Annotated in this window: 16 protein-coding genes and 1 pseudogene; 5 read left to right on the top strand and 12 right to left on the bottom strand. The window is 67.0% G+C overall.

Going from position 1 to position 14873, the window contains the following annotated elements; translation table 11 throughout:
* Positions 1 to 203 precede the first annotated feature (203 nt).
* On the top strand, positions 204 to 578 hold the full coding sequence (locus tag ACFXNW_RS23955) for a PLDc N-terminal domain-containing protein (protein WP_379420004.1): 375 nt from the start codon (positions 204 to 206) through the stop codon (positions 576 to 578).
* Positions 579 to 683: 105 nt separating this feature from the next.
* Here the strand turns inward: ACFXNW_RS23955 and ACFXNW_RS23950 are convergent.
* Positions 684 to 1133: pseudogene (locus ACFXNW_RS23950) on the bottom strand (FAD-dependent oxidoreductase); the annotation flags it as partial.
* Positions 1134 to 1479: 346 nt separating this feature from the next.
* Between ACFXNW_RS23950 and ACFXNW_RS23945 the strand changes: the two are divergent.
* On the top strand, positions 1480 to 2532 hold the full coding sequence (locus tag ACFXNW_RS23945; protein ID WP_379420003.1) for an alpha/beta hydrolase: 1053 nt from the start codon (positions 1480 to 1482) through the stop codon (positions 2530 to 2532).
* 230 nt (positions 2533 to 2762) lie between these two features.
* Entirely contained in the window at positions 2763 to 3734 is a 972-nt protein-coding gene (locus tag ACFXNW_RS23940) for a pirin family protein (protein WP_379420002.1), read from the top strand.
* A gap of 7 nt (positions 3735 to 3741) precedes the next feature.
* Here ACFXNW_RS23940 and ACFXNW_RS23935 read toward each other — a convergent pair whose 3' ends face one another.
* From ACFXNW_RS23935 to ACFXNW_RS23915, 5 genes are all read right to left on the bottom strand, one after another.
* Positions 3742 to 4722 carry a diiron oxygenase gene (locus ACFXNW_RS23935; protein ID WP_379420001.1) on the bottom strand — a complete coding sequence of 327 codons (981 nt, stop codon included), beginning with the start codon at positions 4720 to 4722 and terminating at the stop codon, positions 3742 to 3744.
* Between the two features lie 141 nt (positions 4723 to 4863).
* Positions 4864 to 5565, bottom strand: coding sequence for a TetR/AcrR family transcriptional regulator (locus ACFXNW_RS23930; protein ID WP_379420000.1), 702 nt, complete (start codon positions 5563 to 5565; stop codon positions 4864 to 4866).
* A 108-nt stretch (positions 5566 to 5673) separates the two neighbouring features.
* The gene (locus ACFXNW_RS23925) at positions 5674 to 6729 is read right to left on the bottom strand and encodes a 12-oxophytodienoate reductase (protein ID WP_379420105.1); all 1056 of its coding nucleotides are present in this window, start codon (positions 6727 to 6729) and stop codon (positions 5674 to 5676) included.
* A 56-nt stretch (positions 6730 to 6785) separates the two neighbouring features.
* Positions 6786 to 7301: a nuclear transport factor 2 family protein gene (locus ACFXNW_RS23920; RefSeq protein ID WP_379419999.1), complete on the bottom strand. Its 516-nt coding sequence runs from the start codon at positions 7299 to 7301 to the stop codon at positions 6786 to 6788.
* Entirely contained in the window at positions 7298 to 8050 is a 753-nt protein-coding gene (locus ACFXNW_RS23915) for an IclR family transcriptional regulator (RefSeq protein ID WP_379419998.1), read from the bottom strand. The genes ACFXNW_RS23920 and ACFXNW_RS23915 overlap by 4 nt, the downstream gene beginning before the upstream one ends.
* A 217-nt stretch (positions 8051 to 8267) precedes the next feature.
* Between ACFXNW_RS23915 and ACFXNW_RS23910 the strand changes: the two genes are divergently transcribed.
* Positions 8268 to 8777 (top strand): nuclear transport factor 2 family protein, encoded by a 510-nt coding sequence (locus ACFXNW_RS23910; RefSeq protein ID WP_379419997.1) that lies wholly within the window; start codon positions 8268 to 8270, stop codon positions 8775 to 8777.
* Positions 8778 to 8835: 58 nt separating this feature from the next.
* Here the strand turns inward: ACFXNW_RS23910 and dapA are convergent, their stop codons facing one another.
* Positions 8836 to 9714 carry a 4-hydroxy-tetrahydrodipicolinate synthase gene (gene dapA, locus ACFXNW_RS23905; protein ID WP_379419996.1) on the bottom strand — a complete coding sequence of 293 codons (879 nt, stop codon included), beginning with the start codon at positions 9712 to 9714 and terminating at the stop codon, positions 8836 to 8838.
* 71 nt (positions 9715 to 9785) lie between these two features.
* Here dapA and ACFXNW_RS23900 point away from each other — a divergent pair, with 71 nt between their 5' ends.
* Positions 9786 to 10673 carry a LysR family transcriptional regulator gene (locus tag ACFXNW_RS23900; RefSeq protein WP_379419995.1) on the top strand — a complete coding sequence of 296 codons (888 nt, stop codon included), beginning with the start codon at positions 9786 to 9788 and terminating at the stop codon, positions 10671 to 10673.
* A gap of 5 nt (positions 10674 to 10678) precedes the next feature.
* Here the strand turns inward: ACFXNW_RS23900 and ACFXNW_RS23895 are convergent, their stop codons facing one another.
* The 5 genes from ACFXNW_RS23895 to ACFXNW_RS23875 all read right to left on the bottom strand — a co-directional run bounded on the left by ACFXNW_RS23895 (position 10679) and on the right by ACFXNW_RS23875 (position 14770).
* On the bottom strand, positions 10679 to 11965 hold the full coding sequence (locus ACFXNW_RS23895) for an RNA polymerase sigma factor (protein WP_379419994.1): 1287 nt from the start codon (positions 11963 to 11965) through the stop codon (positions 10679 to 10681).
* A gap of 15 nt (positions 11966 to 11980) precedes the next feature.
* Entirely contained in the window at positions 11981 to 12403 is a 423-nt protein-coding gene (locus ACFXNW_RS23890; RefSeq protein ID WP_379419993.1) for a YciI family protein, read from the bottom strand.
* Positions 12404 to 12533: 130 nt separating this feature from the next.
* Complete coding sequence (locus ACFXNW_RS23885) at positions 12534 to 12680, bottom strand: DUF1059 domain-containing protein (protein WP_014350504.1); 147 nt, start codon at positions 12678 to 12680, stop codon at positions 12534 to 12536.
* A gap of 114 nt (positions 12681 to 12794) precedes the next feature.
* Positions 12795 to 13502, bottom strand: coding sequence for a cyclase family protein (locus tag ACFXNW_RS23880; protein ID WP_379419992.1), 708 nt, complete (start codon positions 13500 to 13502; stop codon positions 12795 to 12797).
* The gene (locus ACFXNW_RS23875) at positions 13499 to 14770 is read right to left on the bottom strand and encodes a PucR family transcriptional regulator (protein ID WP_379419991.1); all 1272 of its coding nucleotides are present in this window, start codon (positions 14768 to 14770) and stop codon (positions 13499 to 13501) included. The genes ACFXNW_RS23880 and ACFXNW_RS23875 overlap by 4 nt, the downstream gene beginning before the upstream one ends.
* Positions 14771 to 14873 lie beyond the last annotated feature (103 nt).

Raw genomic sequence — 14873 nt, 5'->3', positions numbered from 1 at the left:
CAGTGAGCGAAGCCGGCGTTTCGGCAAACGTTCAGCTTCCGGGTCGCGGTAGGCGTCCAGTGGCCTCGACGTGCGGCTGCCTGCGCGGGTAACGGTTCGTGGTCGCATCGTGACCGGACGGCGACATATTCCTGGCAACTCTGTGATCTAATCCGGTTGACCGTACGATCTGGTCACACGATCACAACACGCTAGGGGACGTCATGTCAGTGTGGGATGTGTTCTGGCTCATCATCATGAGCTTCGCGTTCGTCGCGTATCTGATTCTGTTGTTCACCATCATCACCGACCTGTTCCGCGACCGGCAGACTTCCGGTTGGGCCAAGGCGATCTGGGTGGTATTCCTGTTCATCCTTCCGTTGATCACCTCGCTGGTGTACCTGATCGTCCGCGGCAACAGCATGGCCGAGCGGGCCAATGCCGAGGCCGACCGGGTGCAGGCGGCCACGGACACCTACATCAAGCAGACCGCCGGTACCAATTCCGCCGCGCAGATCGCCGACGCGAAGCAGCTGCTCGACGACGGCACCATCTCGCCGGACGAGTTCGACCGGCTCAAGGCCAAAGCACTGGCCTGACAGTTCGCGAGAGCGGCGGAGGCGGTGGGGTGTGCGAGTGGCCGCCTCCGCCGGCTCCATGTGGCCAATCGCGATCATTCGACCTCGCGGGGGTGGCAAGGGCCGGATGGCCGGGCCTTGCACGACGGCGCCGTCGACGGTGAATCGGGAACCGTGGCACGGACATTCCCAGGTGCGTTCGGCATCGTTGAATGCGACGAGGCAACCGAGGTGGGCGCAGGTCGCCGAGACCGCCTGCACCGCGCCGTCCTCACCGCAGGCGGGGAAACAGCACCGACCGTCGAACACCGGATAGTGCGTCGCGACCACGACGTCACCGGCGGTGAGGCGGGCGCCGGAAGCGACGGTGAGCACCGGCGCGCGGCCCTCGTCCAAGTTCACGACGCGACTGTTTTCGTAGACGAGCCCGCCGCGCGCGATGATCGCCCCGGCGAGTGCGAGCAGATAACGGCGCGGATGGAACTGGGCCTGCTCCTGGAGCCGCACTGCGGCCGAGACCGGGAACGGCAGCCCGGTCTCGGTGACGAACTCGGCGGGCAGGCCTGCCGCGGTGGCCGCGTCGACCTCACGCCGATGCCGGCACCGACCACCGCAACGTCGACTCGGGTCTCATCTCCATCCAGCGCGGGGTATGCGGTGGTCTCGGTGGAATCCATCCAGAACGATTCGTCCACGACTCGGCTGGTTACACTCGGCGTCTTCCCTGTTCGGACGTGCTCGAACGCGACCCGGCGGCCGGTCATTCGACCGCGATAGGACACGAGGTAAATGTCACAGCAAGGTAACGGTCGACGCTTGTGGCTCGACACCCTGGACAACTCATGTGGTGGTCGATCCGACGGCGTCGGGCGGGGGGCGATGGCCGCGTGATGCTCATGTCTCGTCGAGAAAGGCTTCATCGATGCGGTTGCGCCGCCCCGGCCCCCGGCCCGAATCCTCCCGTACCGGCATCGGCCGGGCTCTGCTCGCGCCGCTGGTCGCCCTCGTCATGGCAGTCGGTGCCGCTGTCATGGGGGCGCCGAGCGCCTCGGCCGCGTTCAATCCGGACGGCTTCGACTTCTGGGTCGATTCCAGCATGGGGCCGATCAAATCGCGCGTGTTCCGTGCCGCCGACGGCAATACCGACCGTGTCGTCTACGCACTCGACGGCATGCGTGCCCGCGAGGACCTCAATGGCTGGGAAATCGAGACCGAGGTGGCCAGAGAGCTGACGAAGGCGAACATCAACGTCGTCATGCCGGTCGGCGGGCAGTCGAGCTTCTACATCGACTGGAACGCGCCGTCCAGCTTTGCCGGGATACCGCCCGGCGCGGCAGGCTCATCCAGCGGCTCCGGCGGCTTGAACGTCTTCTCCGGCGGTCCGGGCAAGGACTACACCTACAAGTGGGAGACCTTCCTGACGCAGGAACTGCGCTACTCGCTGCGTGATCGCCTGGGCTTCAACCCGAACCGCAATGGTGTGTTCGGGCTGTCGATGGGTGGCAGCGCCGCGCTCACCCTGGCCGCCTACCACCCCGACCAGTTCAGCTTCGCGGGTTCGTTCTCGGGCTACCTGAACATTTCCGCGCCGGGTATGCGCGAGGCGATCCGTGTCGCGATGATCGACGCCGGTGGCTACAACGTCGACTCCATGGCCGCGCCGTGGGATCCCAAGTGGCTGCGCATGGACCCGTTCGTGTTCGCGCCGCGGCTGATCGGCAACAACACCCGCCTGTGGGTTTCCGCCGCCAGCGGCTTGCCGACCGCCACCGACGCCCCGAGCTTCGGCACCCTCAACGGCATGGCCTTGGAAGCCCTCGCGCTGGTCAATACCCGGGCTTTCCAGGTCCGCATGGCTACCCTCGGTGCGAACAATGCGACATTCGACTTCCCGGCGTTCGGCATCCACGCCTGGAACAACTGGCAGGACCAGGTCATCCGCATGCTCCCGGCTCTGTCGTCGTCCATCGGCTGAGGTAGCGCGGTCTGGCAAACCTCGAACCGGCGAGGCGATCACACGATCGCCTCGCCGGTTTCGCATATCGGGCCCGTGACGTGGGCAAATACTGCTACGGGGCGGCAGGCGCACTGCGGGGTGGAAGAAATGAGCGGGCCATGTGGTTAAAAGTTGAACCAGTTCGATTCGATACCGAGTAGCACGGTCCGCGCCCCCGAACCGGGGGAGCGGTAGAGAATGGAGACGCTATGCCTGCTGTTACGGCCGATACGCTGACCCTGCCCCGGATCGCGCCCGCCGCGCCCGAGACCGTCGAGCGCCCCGTGCGCTCGGTGACCACCGGCCCACGCGGCTATGAGGGCGAAGGATTCCCGGTGGTTCGGGCATTCGCCGGAGTGTCGAGTGCGGACCTCGATCCGTTCATCCATATGGACCAGATGGGTGAGGTCGACTACGAGCCGGGGGAGCCGAAGGGCACCGACTGGCATCCGCACCGCGGATTCGAGACCGTCACCTACATGATCGACGGCCGCTTCCAGCATCAGGATTCCCATGGTGGCGGCGGGATGATCGAGAACGGCGCCACCCAGTGGATGACGGCAGGCTCGGGCGTTCTGCATATCGAGACCCCGCCTGCGGAACTGGTGGATTCCGGTGGACTGTTCCACGGCTTGCAGCTGTGGGTGAATCTTCCGGCCAAGGACAAGTTCCTGGCCCCGAAATATCAGAGCCTCGAGGGCGGGCAGGTGCAATTGCTCGCTTCTGACGACGGTGGCGCGCTGGTCCGGGTGATCGCGGGCTCCATCGACGGCCACGACGGCCCCGGATCGACGCACACCCCCATCACCTTCGCGCACGCGACGATCGCCCCCGGCGCGCGGCTGTCGACACCATGGCAGCCCGACTACAACGCCCTGGTCTACGTCTTGTCGGGCCGCGGCACCGTCGGCGCCGAAGCCCGGCCGATCGAGCAGGGCCGGCTGGTGGTCTTCGGGAAGGGAGACCGGATCACCGTGGCCGCGGATACCGCGCAGGATTCGAATCGCCCCGCGCTCGAGGTCCTACTGCTCGGCGGCAGGCCGATCCGGGAACCGGTCGCGCACTACGGGCCGTTCGTGATGAACACCCGCGCCGAACTGATCCAGGCCATCGAGGACTATCAGTCCGGTCGGCTCGGCGTCGTTCCGGAGAACGCGCTCATGCCGCACCGCCCGCACTGACGCGGGTTCAGCCCATGCGGGCAGGTTCGCTGCGGTAGCGGGAAACTGGGCCATCGATGCGGCACAGCTTCCACAGCAGGCGCGCGACGGGATTCATGAGGCCCAGGTCGGTGGCGAGCATCCGGACGTCGGCGAAGGAGTCGCGCAGCATCTTGCGTGACTGCGGGCTGCTCCAGAAGACCTCATTGACGACCCGCCTGGGCACATCGCATTCGCGCCGGAACTTGCGGGTCGGAACCGCGATGAGATCGCAGATGATCCGCATGGTCGGCGCGAACAGTAGCGACAGGAGGAACCTGCGGAGGGGCCCGAGCTTCGGTACCGCATTGTGCAGGTACTCGTGGGCGAAGCTGATGTGGCGGGCTTCCTCGGCGACGTGGATCGACATGACACGCTGCAACATCGGGTGGGTCTGCGCACCCGCCCGCAGGACGGTCTTCTGTGCGTGATCGATCGGCTCCTCGCCGGCCAGCACCATGGTGAAGAACCATGCGGGGAAGATCGACGCCAGGAACGGAACCAACGGCCCGACGAATTTCACCCAGGTGCGCATCCCGCCGACGTCCATCCCGATCCGGTCGACGACCTCCTGGAACATCATCGTGTGATTGCACTCTTCGATGGATTCGTGTGTGCAGTAACGGAACTCGGGGGAGCGGTTGGGTAGGGAAAAGACGTACTGCATGAGCCCGCGGATCAGGATGTTCTCGAATTGCAGGCCGACCTTGGCCACATTGGCCTGCCGCCACATGCCGACGTGGATCTGGCGTTCCCGTGGCAGCGCCTGATACCAGGGATGGCCGCCGAACGGATCGGACGGTGGCAGGATCCAGCGTTCGTCGTCGGCGTGCACGGCGAAATCGGGGTCGTCCCAGTCGATGTCGATGTACGGGTCGAAGCGTCGGTGCACCGAGCCGTGCGACAGCGTCGCCAGTATGTCGGTGTACCGATCGATCTCGGGCTCGATGCCCGGCTGCGTCGTCTTCATCCCTGCCTCCTCGTCGGATGACTGTGACACCGCGTCACGCTCACATGGTCGACGGTACAGCGCAGGAGGGTCCCGAACAAGGGTTGATCGTGACAAAGTGTCACGCACAGGTGAGTGGGTGAAATCCTGGTCAGGCCGAGATCAGGCGTCGGCTGTGGCCTGGGTCAGCAGCTCGCGCAGCGGCAGATCCGGGTCGACGGTCACCCCGCGAGCGCGTGCGTGGCCGTCGATGAGAAACCACAGCGATTCGGTGAGCAGCCGCGACACTTCGTCGGCGTCATACCCGGACGGCTCGGTCTGCAGCCACCTGGTCACCGCACCGTCGACCATCGACACCACCGAGTACGCGGCCACATCGATGCCGGGCTCATCGATTCCCAGCAGGGCGGCCGCCATGGTGAACAGATCGGTGATGCGCTGGGCGATAGCGAGTTTGGTACTGCCGACCACCGCGAGACCGGCCGGGTCGTGACTGCCGGGTCCCTGCTCGACCCACAGATGCAGACGCGGCCGCGCCGACACCAGCTGCACGTAGGTGTCGATGATCCGGCTGAGGGTCGCGTGTAGGCTGTCGTCCAGATCGAGGGTCGGCATGACCTGGCCGATGCTGGACTCGACGACGTATTCGCGGGTCTTGTCGTCGAGATCCTTACGATCGGTGAAATGCCGGTAGACGACCGACCGCCGGATCCCGGCCCGCTCGGCGATGAGCTGCAACGGGATGTCGGCGCCGGGCTCCGATTCCTCGATCAACGCGATCAGTGCGTCCATGATGGTGCGCCTGCGTTCGGAATTGTGGTCACCCCACCTTCCGCCACCCGCATCCGCTTGCTGCGACACCATGATCACAGCATCCCACCTCGGTGGGCGGGGCGAGAAACCGTGGAGGGCGGTGGTCGGTATCGGTCGACCACGGCGCTGCCTGGGCGACCAGATCGCGGACGCTCGAGCTCAATGGAGGCGGCCCTCGTGACTGGGTCTGTCGAAGGCGGGGACCATGCCGGTGCGCAGCTGGCGAGCCAGGCCGGGCTCGGCCAGATGCAGGCGGCCGATCGCGGCGAGATCGAATTCCCCGTCGTCGAGGCGGCGCAGCAGGCCGTCGAGATCGGCGGGTTCGGGGCGGCCGGGGTCACGCAACGATTTGTTCAGGCCGATGCTGCCGACCGCCATGCTCACTGCTCCGGTCAGTTTCTTGGCCCAGCCGGCCAAGGTCAGGTCGCTGCCCGCGAAGGCGGGGTCGTGGAAGCGGCGGGCGCTGGCGTCGAGCACGTCGACTCCCGCGTCTACCAGTGCGTTCAATACGACCGACAGCTCGTCGGGTGTGTCGGCGATCCGCGCGCTGTAGTCCTGCTGCTTGTGCTGGGAGAAGCGGTAGAAGATCGGCGGCCGCTCGCCGATTTCGCGGCGGATGGCGCGCACGACCTCGGCGGGAAAGTTGGTGCGCCGCCGCAGGTCTCCACCCCAGTGGTCATCGCGCACATTTGTCGACTCCCAGAGGAACGAGTCGAGCAGGTATCCGTGGCCTGCGTGGATGGCGATCCCGTCGAAGCCGACCGCCATCGCATTGCGCGCCGAACGCACGTAGGCGGCGATCACCTCCTCGATATCGCCCTCGGTCATCGCACGGGTGGGGACGTTCGCCTTCGCGATGTAGTCCGCGGGATAGACGGTGCGTCCTGGCTCTCCCCACAACCCCGACGGGCGCATGGGGGCCACTTCCGGATCGACCGCACCCATCGCGCCCCACAGCGGTCCCACATGCCAGAGCTGCGGAACGATCCGCCCGCCCGCCGCGTGTACCGCGTCGACAACGCCACGCCAACCGGCCATCGCCGCATCACCATGTAGGCGAGGCACTTTCGCACTGTCCACCGCGCTCGGATGGTCGATCGCGACACCCTCGGTGATGATCAGCCCGGTCCCGCCCTCCGCGCGTCGGCGGTAATAGGCGGCGACGTCGGCGCCTGGCACCCCGCCCGGGGAATGCTCACGCGTCATCGGCGACATGACCACTCGGTTCGGCAAGGCCAGCGAGCGGATATCGATCGGGGCGAACAGTGGTGTCACAGCGGCCGCAGGTAGTCGAAGAACCCGGGCGTCTTGTCCTCACGCAGCCGGGTCAGCTTGCGGTAGCTGATCAACCAGCGCTCGCCCACTTTGCGATACTCCTCGTGATAGTGCCCGTAGCCGTGCAGGTGTTCCTCGCGGTCACCGTCGCGCCACCAGAGTTTGTCCTCCATGGCCCAGATTCCGGTGGCGGTGGTGTCGCTGGTCAACTCGATTTCCGGGGTATGGCCGTGATGGACGGTGGTCACCGTGGTCGGGCCGTCCAGCAGTGCGCGGATCGCCTCGGCGAGCCGGTGGTTGCCGACGATGCGGTTCGCGGCGCCATCGGTCTGCGGCTGCTTGTCGCCGGGCAGGCCGCCCCAGGTTTCGGAGACGACGTCGTCGGTGTGCAGGCGCGGGTAGAGGTCCCACTGCTTGGTGTCCATACAGCGCAGCCGTGCGGCGAAGGTGCGTTTGATATCCTCGATCGCCAGTAGCTGCTCGGCGGCAGACGTTGATGTCGCGTGCGTCATGGTTCCACGCTGTCAGCGCTGGTGGAGACCGGCAAACGCGGCTTCCGGTGAGCGGACGCTGGCGCCGGGCGCTGGTCGGCGGACAGGTCGAGATAGTGCGCGATCGCCGCGGCGGTCAGCCGGACGGGGGCGGCATTCGGGAGGTCGAACCGGACCTGGGTGCGCGGCCCGCTGATGGAGACTCCGATCTGCGTTCCGCGGTAGGTGCCGATTCGGGCTCCGATACAGCCGAGCCCGCTGGTGCACACACCGAACGCGATCCCGGCCGGGCGGTCGGCGACGGCACGGTGCGCCGGCGCGGTCAGTGCCTTGCCGATCGTCGACGCGGCCGCCGGAATACGCGACCCGACCCGGGTGTGCAGTGTCGATGACTTCCGGTCGCCGACCTTGTCCAGGTAGACGACTTCGGCGCCGTCGAGGACGCCGAGGTGCACGATGTGGCCGGTCACCCGGTGCAGTTCGCTCAGCAGCGGCCCCACCACCCGGTCGAATCCGTTCTGGTAGGCGGCGAGCACGCCGAGTTCGGCGAGTCGATCACCCAACTCGTACTGGTGACCGTGGCGGCGCAGCCAGCCCATCCGCACCAACTGCTCGAGCATGCGCAGCGTGCTGGTGCGCGGGATGCCGGTGTGGCGGGTGATATCGGTGAGCGTCGCGCGGGGAGTGTCGCGGAAACTGTCGATGACCAGTGACAGCCGGTCGAGCGTCGAGGGCGGAACGGCAGTGTTCGGTGTGTCGGTGACCGGCATACTCACCCCTCGGGCGTGGGTGGCCGGTACGCGCAGCCCGGCCGACGGTGTAACAGGTTCCAGTCAGTGAACCATGGGATGCGCCGGTTCGATGGCGCCGGTCCCGCTGTGCGGGCATCGCGTCTGCCTGCGGTGATTCCGCTGTTCGGATGCGGGTGTTGCCTGTGGGCCCGGTTCACCGGCAAGGTCCGGAGGAACATGTGAAGGAGCGAGGCCGATGACCCCATCCGAGGATGCCGTCGAACAGCGCTTGGCGCGCTTGGAGCACCGTATGCGGTTGCTCGAAGACCACAACGAGATCATGCGGCTGCTCTACACCTACGGTCCCGCCGTCGACAGCGGTCTGGCCGAGGTGGTGTCCGAATTGTGGACCGAGAATGGGGTCTACGACGTCGACACCGGCCGGATGGACGGTCGCGATGCCATCGCCGTGATGGTCCGTAGCGAGGCGCACCAAGGCTTCATCCACCAGGGTTGTGGCCATGTCATGAGTCCGGCACGCATCACCGTCGACGGTGACACCGCGACTGCGGTCTGTCATACACAGCTGATCCTGCGTGATCCGGACGGATCCGGATACCGCGTCAGCCGCGTCACCGCCAACCGCTGGGAGCTGACCCGCACCGCCGAAGGATGGCGGGTCGTCACTCGGACGAGTCGCATTCTCGACGGGCAGGAGGCAGGTCGGGGGATCCTCGCGAGTGGGTTGCCCGAAGAGGCGCCGTAGGGCATGGAGTCGTGCAGACGCGCTGGTCGATCCGCCTCGGCGACCCGGACGCGGATCGTTACACACTCAGCCCGTCGAGTGCCATCCACGCAGTCTTCGTCGCGTCTTCGGCGGCGGGTAGCAACGGCAGTCGGACTGCGGGGCTGGGAATCCGCCCTTGTTCCGCCAACATCGCTTTGATCACCGCCGGATTCGGTTCGGCGAAAACGGCTTCGGCAAGGTCGGCCAGGCGGTGTCCGAGAGCGCGAGTCGAGTCGATCGGACCGTCACGCCACCCGGTGACGAGGTCGGCGTAGGCCGCGGTCGCCAGGTTCGCGCAGGCGAGAATTGCGCCGTGTGCGCCGAGGGCGAGCATGGGTGCGGCATACAGATCGTCGCCGGCCAGGACGGCGACCTCGGGCGAGACGTTGCTCATCAAGCCAACGGTGGTCTCGTCGATCGCGCCGACCGCATGTTTGAAGCCGATGATGTTGGGTGTCCGCGCCAACTCCAGCAGCGTGTCGAGGCCGAGCGTGCGGCCGGTCCGATACGGAATGTTGTAGACGATCAGCGACACCGGGCCCGCGGCGAGGCTTCGGAAATGGGCCAGCACACCGGCTTCGGAGGGCCGGGTGTAGTAGGGGACGACCGTGAGCGCCGCCGTGATTCGCTCATCCAGAGCAGACAGCGCGGCGAGAGAGCTTGTGGTCGAGTTCGTGCCTGCTCCGGCGATCAGCGGTGCTCCGCGTTCGGTGCAGACGCGGACGCAGATATCGAGGACGCGGGCGCGTTCCTCGGCGGTGAGCGTGGCCGGTTCGGCGGTGGTGCCGAGTGCGACGATCCCGGTCGCGCCGTCGTCGAGGACTTGGTGGGCGTGACGTTCCAGAGCGTCCGGCGCGAGTTCACCGTCAGCGGTGAACGGCGTAATCAGCGGGACGAAAAGGCCGGCGAGGGTCATAGGAACAGATTGCTTCCCCGATGAGCCTCAGGTCTAGTTCATGTTTCTATTGTTGAGCGTAATCTGACCTGATGCTCGATGTGCGCAGGTTGCGACTGCTCCGCGAACTGGCCCACCGGCAGACGATCGCCGCCGTCGCAGAGGCGATGAGCTATACGCCCTCAGCGGTCTCCCAGCAGCTGAGCGCACTCGAACGCGAGGCCGGCGTGCCGCTGCTGGAGCGAACCGGCCGCCGCGTCACGCTCACACCGGCCGCACAGACCCTCGTCGAGCACACCGAAACCATCCTCGCCACGCTGGAGCGCGCCGCAGCCGACCTGACCATCGCAGGCGCACAACTCACCGGCACCCTGCGCATCGGTGCCTTCCCCACGGCGGTGCCGACGATTCTGGCGCCCGCCCTCATCACGCTGAGTGGTGACCATCCGGGCCTGGAACTGGTGGTGACACAGCTCGATCCGGCCACGGCCCCCGCCGCGCTGCGCGCCCGATCGGTTGATATCGCCCTGGTCCAGGAATACGACCACGTGCCCGTCGCACCGGATCCCGCGCTGGATACCGATCCGCTGCTCGCAGAAACGATCTACCTCGCCGCGCTCACCGACGATCCACTGTCGGACCACCGCACCTCACCGTGGATCGCGAGCACTCCGGGCACCCTCTGCCACACGATGACCATCAGGGTCTGCGAAGCCGCGGGATTCACTCCGCGAATCCGCCACCACGTCGACGATTTCAGCACCGTCCTCGCCCTCGTGGCCGCCGGCCGCGGAGTCTCTCTGGTACCCGAACTCGGCGTCGGTACCCCACCCGCGGGCGTGGTTCTGGCCCCGCTCGCCACGCGACGTCACACGAGGTTGGCCTACCGGAGCGGCACCCGTGACCATCGCGCGGTCAGCGCCGCCCGGGCGGCGCTCCACGACTGTGCTGCAACATATTTCCCGCAGGCCCTGCCTTAGGTTCGTCAGCCGAGGTCGGCGAGTTTGCGTTGCAGAACGGCGCGTTCCTGGTCGTTGCCGCACCGGCGAACAGCCTGTTCCAGCTGGGTGCGGGCTTCCTCTCGGCGGTCGAGGCGGAGTAGGAGTTCACCGCGCACACTGGGCAGCAGGTGGGAATTCGCGAAGGCGTCGGTGGCCGCCAGTTCGTCGACGATCGGCAATGCGGCTGCGGGCCCGTCCGCCATGGAAACGGCAACGGCCCGGTTCAATTCCACCACCGGCGACGGTGCGAGCCGGCCGAGCGCCTCGTACAGCAGCACTATCCGATCCCAGTTGGTCTCCTCGACCGAGGGTGCGACGGCATGACATTCGGCGATCGCGGCCTGCAACCCGTACGCGCCCAGACCGCGGCCGAGTTGTTCGGTGCGGGCCAGCGCTGCCCGGCCGCGCGCGATCGCGGAGCGGTCCCAGCGGCGCCGGTCCTGCTGTTCGAGCAGGACCGGATGACCTTTCGCGTCGGTGCGGGCGGGAAAACGTGCTGCGGTCAGTTCGAGCAATGCGAGCAGGCTGTGACCCTCGGGCTCATCGGGTACCAGCCGGGTCAGGACCCGCGCCAGCCGCAGCGCTTCGGCGGCGAGGTCGAGGCGCATCAACGCGGAACCGGAACTGGCCGACGATCCTTCGGTGAAAATCACGTAGATCACGCTCAGTACCGAACCGAGCCGCTCACTGCGTTCGCCGACCGCAGGCACCTCGAACGGGATCCGGGCCGCGGCGAGGGTCTTCTTCGCCCTGGTGATCCTCGCCTGCACGGTGGCGGTCGGGACGAGGAACGCCCGCGCGATCTCATCGCTGGTCAAACCGGCCACGACCCGCAGGGTGAGCGCGATCCGCGCCTCCCGTGACAGCACCGGATGGCAGGAGACGAACATCAGCGCGAGCAAATCGTCGTCGATCTGGTCCGGGTCCCACAGCACATCCTCGGCCTCCCGCACCGGATCGCTGGGCGGGCTGCCCGCGACAACGCCGCCCTCACCCAGATCGTGGGCGAGGACGGCGTATTTGTCGTCGCGGGCGGCGCGGCGGCGGAACGCATCGATCGCGCGCCGCTTGCCGACGGTGAGCAGCCAGCCCGCGGGGTGGCGAGGTACGCCCTCCCGCGGCCAGGTCACCAACGCCTCGGCCAAAGCCTCTTGCGCGAGGTCCTCGGCCAACGCGAAATCGCCGGTGTAGCGCGCGAGCGCACCGACGATCCGCGCGGATTCGATCCGCCAGACCGCGGCGACGGCATCCCGGCCGGTGGGGTCGGTCATCGCCGGAGCCCGGGCTCAGAGCTGGCCGGTGGCCTCACGCCAGGCCCGCTCCTTCTCGACCCACACGTTGTCCTGCGGAAATTCGTCGATCGTGGTGACGCGGCGGATCTCGGCCTTGGAACCGGGTCCCGCCATCGGCGCCCGCTTCGCCCATTCGACGGCCTCTTCGGGTGAGGCCACATTGAGAATCCAGAAGCCGCCGAACAATTCCTTGGTCTCGCCGTACGGGCCGTCGGTGACCACCGGTGTCTCGGACGAGTAGTCGACCACGACGCTCGTCGCCGGGTCGGGGTCGAGGCCCTCGGCGGCTACGAGCACGCCTGCCCGGATCATCTCGTCGTTGAAGGCGCCCATCGAGTCCATGATCTCGTTGAAGTCGACGTCCTGGAACGCCGCGAAGGTCTCGTCGGTGGCGCGCATGATCAGCATGTACTTCATGGTCAGTCTCCTCGGGGTTGTCCGGGTCCTTATGACCCTTTCACTCCTAGGTCGAACAGGAGGTGCGACCGATCGACACGACCGTGAATTTTTTTCCGAGAACTTTTCCCAACGGCATTCGCGCAGGTCATCAGTAGGCGATGAACAGAATTTCCTCGCGCGAGTAGTCGTGGCCCGGGTGTTCGGCGGCGAGATGGGCCTGGGTCTTGGCGACCAGGTCGTCCTCGTCGGTGCCGGTGATGTGCTCGCCGCAGGGGCAGTTGAGCCTTGTCTTCATCGGGTGCCCTTCTTCCTCATCGACCACGTTCTGTCGAGTGAACCACGCCCATCCTATTCGTGAACGGGTTTTAGTAATTGGGTTTCACTGCTGCCGGCCAGGTCCCCGGCGACCTCACGGGACGATGGCGAAAACAGTTGCGGGGGAGCCCGAACCGCCACGGTAGATCGGCCCGCCCGCCAGCACCCATGCGCCGATCACCGGAAGCGCACCCAGACCGGCCAGGCATTCCAGGCTGATCCGGTGCTCACGGTAGAGCAGCTTCGACACCGCATAGGAGTCGTCGGTGCCCAGGTCGGGTCCGAAGGTGTCGATACCGAGTGCACCGCGGCGGCCGAGCCTGCCGGTGTCCAGGAGCCAGTCGACGGCATCCACCGCGAAACCGGGCATATGGCCCGTGTCTACGCCGGTGCCGAGGAAGTCGGGGGTGCCCCATTTCTTCTCCCAGCCGGTCCAGGCGATCACGGCGGATTCGTCGGGGATGCGCCCGTGCCGGTCCTCCCATGCGCGCAGGTCGGCGGCCGTGATCGCGTGGTCCCGGTTCTGTACGCACTCATCGCGGACGTCGATCTTGACCGCGGGCAGCAGCAGATCGTCGATATCGAGCTCGTCGGCGGCGAGACCGGAGGGGTCGAAGTGGATCGGGGCGCCCCAATGCGTCCCGGTGTGCTCGCCTTGCCGCACGTATCGCAGGTAATAGCCGTCAGCGGCGATGGTGGCGACGGTGTCGATATGAAAAGCGGGATCGCCCGGGTAGAGCGGCGTGGTCGCGGGGTCGTGCACATGCGACAGGTTCACCAGCCGGCCGAACGGCGCGTTCATCGCGGGTCCGGCCGCAGCACCGAGGCGCCGAACCAATGGCACAGCAGCAGCGCCATCTCCACATCGAGCCGATCGCCGGTGATGGGTTCGCCGCGACGCTCGATCGCCCGGTTGACGCGGTACTTCACCGAATTGGCATGCAGGTTGAGCGCCTCGGCGGCCGCCTTGTGGCTCGACCCGGTCTGTAGAAACACCCGCAAGGTCTCGCGCAGCCTGGCGTCATTGTCGCTGTCGACGGCGAGCGGCCCGAGTACGTTGTGCACCCAGCTGCGGGCCTCGGAGAGATCGCGTCCGAGCAGCGCGGCGGCCGTCAGGCCCGGATCGCCCGCGGCGGTGACCCGTTCCGCCCCTGGCCCGGCCGCCAGCGCGACCGTCCGCGCCTGCACCGCCTGCCGGTGCGAGTCCCGGAATCCGTCGATGCCTGGCAGCGGCGTACCGAGTGCGATCCACGGCGCGTCGGCCCGCCCGGCAGCGAACCGTCGGACCTGCTCGGCGCTCTCGTGCGCGGTGGTGGATGCCAGGGGTATCCAGCCCCACCCGGTGAGCCGGTCAGCGGCGACGAACAGTCCCGCGCCGAGCGCATCCATCGATTCGGCGAGCTCACGAACGAACCGCTCCATCCGGCTCAACTCGTCACCGCCGGCGGGCAACCACAACACCAGTGCCAGATGGGTGCGCCGCAGCGGATACCGGATCGCGTCGGTCACCGCGTCGACGTCGACGGCGCCACCGTCGAGCACCTCCCGCACCCGGACCGCGCGCGTGCTGTTGCGGTTCTCCAGCCAGTGATCGCGTTCGGTCTGATACGTCGCGACGACCTGCTGGGAGATCCAGTCGATATAGCCGAAGGTGATGGTGGTGATCTGCTCGAAGACGTCCAACTGCAGCTGTGGGTCGAGCTCGAGGGTCCGGACCTCCTCGAACACGATGCTGAGCAGCTTCTGCTGCCCGAGACGGTAGGCGCGGACCAGCGCATTGGGGGCGACGCCATGCTGGGCGAGGCGGCGCGCGTACTCCAGCGCGGCGGTCGGTGGCTCGACGTTCTCGATCGGGATGGCGTGCTGAATCGCGGAGAAGATGGTGTCGACGTTGCCCTCGACGCTGTCCCGCAGTAGCTCACGCAGCTGCTGGTCGCCCTGGAGATCTTCGATCTCGGCCAGCAGGTGCAGCTGAATCGTCCGGCTCACTTCGGCGATCCGGTCGGCGAGGCGTTCGACCGCGAAGGCGGCATTCACGCCGACGGCCGATGCGTCGTCTCCACTGGTCATGGCCAACAGTAGAACGCGGTTCGGCCTGCGCAGGGCGCATTCAGGGCGACGTTGTCCCCAGGAGACAAACCGGACCGCAACCTTCATCGTCGCGCGACGGTGT

The sequence above is a fragment of the Nocardia sp. NPDC059180 genome (assembly GCF_042754945.1).
Classification (GTDB): domain Bacteria; phylum Actinomycetota; class Actinomycetes; order Mycobacteriales; family Mycobacteriaceae; genus Nocardia.
This window is presented reverse-complemented; position numbering and strand designations above follow the sequence as displayed.

Bases quoted from the DNA above. Each gene is read 5' to 3' on its own strand.
- ACFXNW_RS23940 (WP_379420002.1), top strand. From the start codon at position 2,763: ATGCCTGCTGTTACGGCCGATACGCTGACCCTGCCCCGGATCGCGCCC.
- ACFXNW_RS23945 (WP_379420003.1), top strand. From the start codon at position 1,480: ATGCGGTTGCGCCGCCCCGGCCCCCGGCCCGAATCCTCCCGTACCGGC.
- ACFXNW_RS23955 (WP_379420004.1), top strand. From the start codon at position 204: ATGTCAGTGTGGGATGTGTTCTGGCTCATCATCATGAGCTTCGCGTTC.
- ACFXNW_RS23900 (WP_379419995.1), top strand. From the start codon at position 9,786: ATGCTCGATGTGCGCAGGTTGCGACTGCTCCGCGAACTGGCCCACCGG.
- ACFXNW_RS23925 (WP_379420105.1), bottom strand. From the start codon at position 6,729: ATGTCGCCGATGACGCGTGAGCATTCCCCGGGCGGGGTGCCAGGCGCC.
- ACFXNW_RS23930 (WP_379420000.1), bottom strand. From the start codon at position 5,565: ATGGTGTCGCAGCAAGCGGATGCGGGTGGCGGAAGGTGGGGTGACCAC.
- ACFXNW_RS23890 (WP_379419993.1), bottom strand. From the start codon at position 12,403: ATGAAGTACATGCTGATCATGCGCGCCACCGACGAGACCTTCGCGGCG.
- dapA (WP_379419996.1), bottom strand. From the start codon at position 9,714: ATGACCCTCGCCGGCCTTTTCGTCCCGCTGATTACGCCGTTCACCGCT.
- ACFXNW_RS23915 (WP_379419998.1), bottom strand. From the start codon at position 8,050: ATGCCGGTCACCGACACACCGAACACTGCCGTTCCGCCCTCGACGCTC.
- ACFXNW_RS23880 (WP_379419992.1), bottom strand. From the start codon at position 13,502: ATGAACGCGCCGTTCGGCCGGCTGGTGAACCTGTCGCATGTGCACGAC.
- ACFXNW_RS23895 (WP_379419994.1), bottom strand. From the start codon at position 11,965: ATGACCGACCCCACCGGCCGGGATGCCGTCGCCGCGGTCTGGCGGATC.
- ACFXNW_RS23885 (WP_014350504.1), bottom strand. From the start codon at position 12,680: ATGAAGACAAGGCTCAACTGCCCCTGCGGCGAGCACATCACCGGCACC.
- ACFXNW_RS23875 (WP_379419991.1), bottom strand. From the start codon at position 14,770: ATGACCAGTGGAGACGACGCATCGGCCGTCGGCGTGAATGCCGCCTTC.
- ACFXNW_RS23935 (WP_379420001.1), bottom strand. From the start codon at position 4,722: ATGAAGACGACGCAGCCGGGCATCGAGCCCGAGATCGATCGGTACACC.
- ACFXNW_RS23910 (WP_379419997.1), top strand. From the start codon at position 8,268: ATGACCCCATCCGAGGATGCCGTCGAACAGCGCTTGGCGCGCTTGGAG.
- ACFXNW_RS23920 (WP_379419999.1), bottom strand. From the start codon at position 7,301: ATGACGCACGCGACATCAACGTCTGCCGCCGAGCAGCTACTGGCGATC.